The 3,207-nt window shown below is 29.3% G+C and carries 2 protein-coding genes and 1 pseudogene; all 3 read left to right on the forward strand.

The window, feature by feature from the left end; genetic code table 11:
* Window positions 1–1,471: pseudogene (locus A2255_09740) on the forward strand (hypothetical protein).
* A gap of 175 nt (window positions 1,472–1,646) precedes the next feature.
* Window positions 1,647–2,351, forward strand: a complete 705-nt coding sequence (locus A2255_09745) for a hypothetical protein (protein ID OGI23141.1) — start codon at window positions 1,647–1,649, stop codon at window positions 2,349–2,351.
* An 8-nt stretch (window positions 2,352–2,359) separates the two neighbouring features.
* Window positions 2,360–3,100 carry a glycosyl transferase gene (locus A2255_09750; protein OGI23142.1) on the forward strand — a complete coding sequence of 247 codons (741 nt, stop codon included), beginning with the start codon at window positions 2,360–2,362 and terminating at the stop codon, window positions 3,098–3,100.
* Window positions 3,101–3,207 lie beyond the last annotated feature (107 nt).

The following is a 3,207-nucleotide window of genomic DNA, read 5'->3' on the forward strand; positions in this document are numbered from 1 at the left end:
ATTGTTTGGAATACACGATATTATTGTCAGATTATTTTCTGTCATACCCGGATTATTTATTATTCCCGTATCTTATCTAATTGGAAAAGAAGTCTTATCGAGAAAAACAGGTTTCATACTTGCTTTATTTGTCAGCATAAACTCTTTTTTAATTTACTACTCGCAAGAAGTTAGATTTTACTCTTTAACAGCTTTATTAGGAGCATTATCAGTCTTATTTCTTATAAAAACCCTTAAAAAAACATCTCTAAAAAACTATACAGGGCTGATTTTATCTAATGCAGCTATTTTATATACTTTCACCATTGGTTTTGTATTTATTTTTTGCGAGGTTATTATATCTCTTATTTATCTGTATTGGTCGAAGAGAGAGAATTTAAAACCGTTTATTTACGCACAAATCGTGACTTTTATATTATTTATTCCTTATGTTCCCATATTAATTCAACAACATACTATGGTAGCGAGTGGATATATCAACTCATTCAGCTTTTATCAAAATTTTAATTACGCAAGCATTCTTTTAGTAATGCAAAACTGGTTTTCTCCGGTTATATCGAGCATTGCATTTCCTGATTTAAATTATTATGAAGGGCTCATTTCAAACGGTATAAAACCCGATTTCATAATTTTTGCGGTTATTCCTGTTATAATAGCTATTACAGGAATAATTAAAACCTGCCAAAAGCGAGATTTAGGAACTTTAATCCTTTCAATCGGCTTTTTACTAATTATTCTTGAAATTATAATGACACTAATGGGAAAACTTGCAATCACAAGTAGATATCTTACTCTGGCATTTCCATCTATTCTTGTTGGTGTGGTTTATGGGCTTGTTAATATAAGAAATAAGTTTTTATCAGGGTCGTTAATAAGCTTATTTGTATTTGTAAATCTGTTTTATCTGGTATTTACTCCATACGGTATCCAAAAACAACCAAGTTCACAAGGATATAGAACAATTGCAAGTATTTTAAAAGAATATCACTTAAATTCAAATGATATTCTGATTTTACCCATGGAAGGAAAATTCCTGGGAAAATATTATTCTCTAAAAGACATAAATTTATTGGATTTTACTATGGCTGACATTTGTCTTGGTAGTGAAAAGATTTTAGGCATAGAAGTATTAGACATTTTAACGAGAAAAAACGCTCACGACAATTTAAAAAAATATATTTTATATTCTAAAATACCTGTTAGCTTTGAGAATTATATAAGAAAAAGCGTGGTAAGCAAACTGGATAAAGGAAGATACTTTGTCACCGTCATGCCTATCGGGATGAAACCTTTTGATGAGGATCTTTTAATAAAGATTGCCAGGAATGATAGAATATATAAAGATATTTCATTATACTACCTGTTAACCTCCAGAGCAGCCATAAACCTTGAGAAAATTGAGAAAAAGTATTTTCAAACAGTAAAAATCATTAAAAAAGACGGCTGGGAAGTACACATTCTAAAGAAATAAGCCTGTTATTTCAGTAATTAATACCTATTCAGGAAATAAAACAGATGTCATTGCGAAGATTCCAAAGGAATCTGCGGCAATCTATCCAGATAACGGCTTAAACTATAATCCAATAATTGAAAAATCATTACGGAAGGTGACATAAGAAAATTTAAATTTGAAAGGTATAGCCTTAATGAATCAGGAAAAAATCTGGTTAGAATTCTGGGAAGAACATAATAAGAAGTTTTTAAGTTCGGATATTACTCCAAAAGAGTACCATCTGGACTTAAAAAACATAATAAATGACTATAAAGATAAGAGAAAAATCATAGAAATAGGCTGCGGTACAGGAATAACAAGCTTACTGCTAGATGATGATTTTGATAAAACCTTGCTGGACTGCGATATAAATGCTATTGATTTAGCTAAAACCCTGTTTAAAAAAGCCGATAAGCAGGCTCAATTTATTAATACTGATATGTTTGAAACCAATATTAACAGTAAAACTTATGATATAGTCTTTAATTCAGGTGTTATAGAGCATTTTAATTATGCTGAGAGAGTAAAAGCCATAAAAGAATATAAAAGAATCCTTATTGATAATGGATTTATCATTTTAGCTTTCCCCAATCATTATTGTATACCTTATCGAGTCGGCTATTTAATAGCAAATTTATTCAATAAATGGCCTTATCCAAAAGAATATAAATTATGTAATATGGCTAAAGAGCTGAAAGAATGTAATTTAATGCTTGAAAAACGTCTTATAATAGCTGATAATATGCTTGCTGAATCTCTTAATTTTAATAAAATCTTAAAAAATATATTCTGTTTTTTTAATAAACTTTTTAAATTTGAAGGGTATTTGACTGTATTAATTATAAAAAATGAGGTTTAAGGAGCTTAATGATAAACAAAATCTATATAATACTTCCTGTTTATAATGAAGGAGAAAGCGTATACAATCTTTTGGTAAAATACAAAAACTTTTTTACTAATTCCTGTTCAATTTTACACGAAATAATTATTATTAACGACTCAAGCAAAGATGATACAGAAAATTGGATACTCAAAGCAAAAGATGAATTGAACTCTTTAAACATTAATTATAAAAAACATGAAGAAAATAAAGGCCTACAAGGAGCATTATCTACAGGATTTTCAATGATAAAAGATAATCTTAGAGAAAATAATGTTGTAGTGACTATGGATAGCGACGATACGCATAACCCTTATTTAATAAGAGAAATGCTGAACAAAATCAATGAAGGATCAGACATTGTAATCGCTTCTAGATATTGTGAACAGTCAAGAATTCATGGCTTAAGCAATTTCAGAGCTTTTTTAAGTCTTGGAGCGAGATATTTATATACAATAAAATGGAATATAAAAGGGGTTAAAGATTATACCTGTGGTTTCAGAGCTTACAAATCCTGGTTAATCAAAGAATCCGTTAATTATCACGGAGAAAATTTTATTCAGGAAAAAGGCTTCACCGTAACTGCTGAAATACTAAAGAAAATGAGTATGTTTAATCCCATAATTGTAGAAATTCCAATGATATTGACTTATTCAAACAAATCAAACCTGTCAAACATGAATATTCTAAAAACAATAAAACTAACATTAAAAATGCTGTTCAAATAAGAATATATTTGGCTAAATTGCCGAGTATATTTAATTATAATTGTTGGGTCAATGACCTAGCTTACAGGTTACCACTGTCATTGCGAGGTGGCTAAGCCACAATAACA

Source organism: Candidatus Melainabacteria bacterium RIFOXYA2_FULL_32_9, from assembly GCA_001784615.1.
Taxonomy (GTDB): Bacteria; Cyanobacteriota; Vampirovibrionia; order Gastranaerophilales; family UBA9579; genus UBA9579.

Bases quoted from the DNA above. Each gene is read 5' to 3' on its own strand.
- A2255_09750 (OGI23142.1), top strand. From the start codon at position 2,360: ATGATAAACAAAATCTATATAATACTTCCTGTTTATAATGAAGGAGAA.
- A2255_09745 (OGI23141.1), top strand. From the start codon at position 1,647: ATGAATCAGGAAAAAATCTGGTTAGAATTCTGGGAAGAACATAATAAG.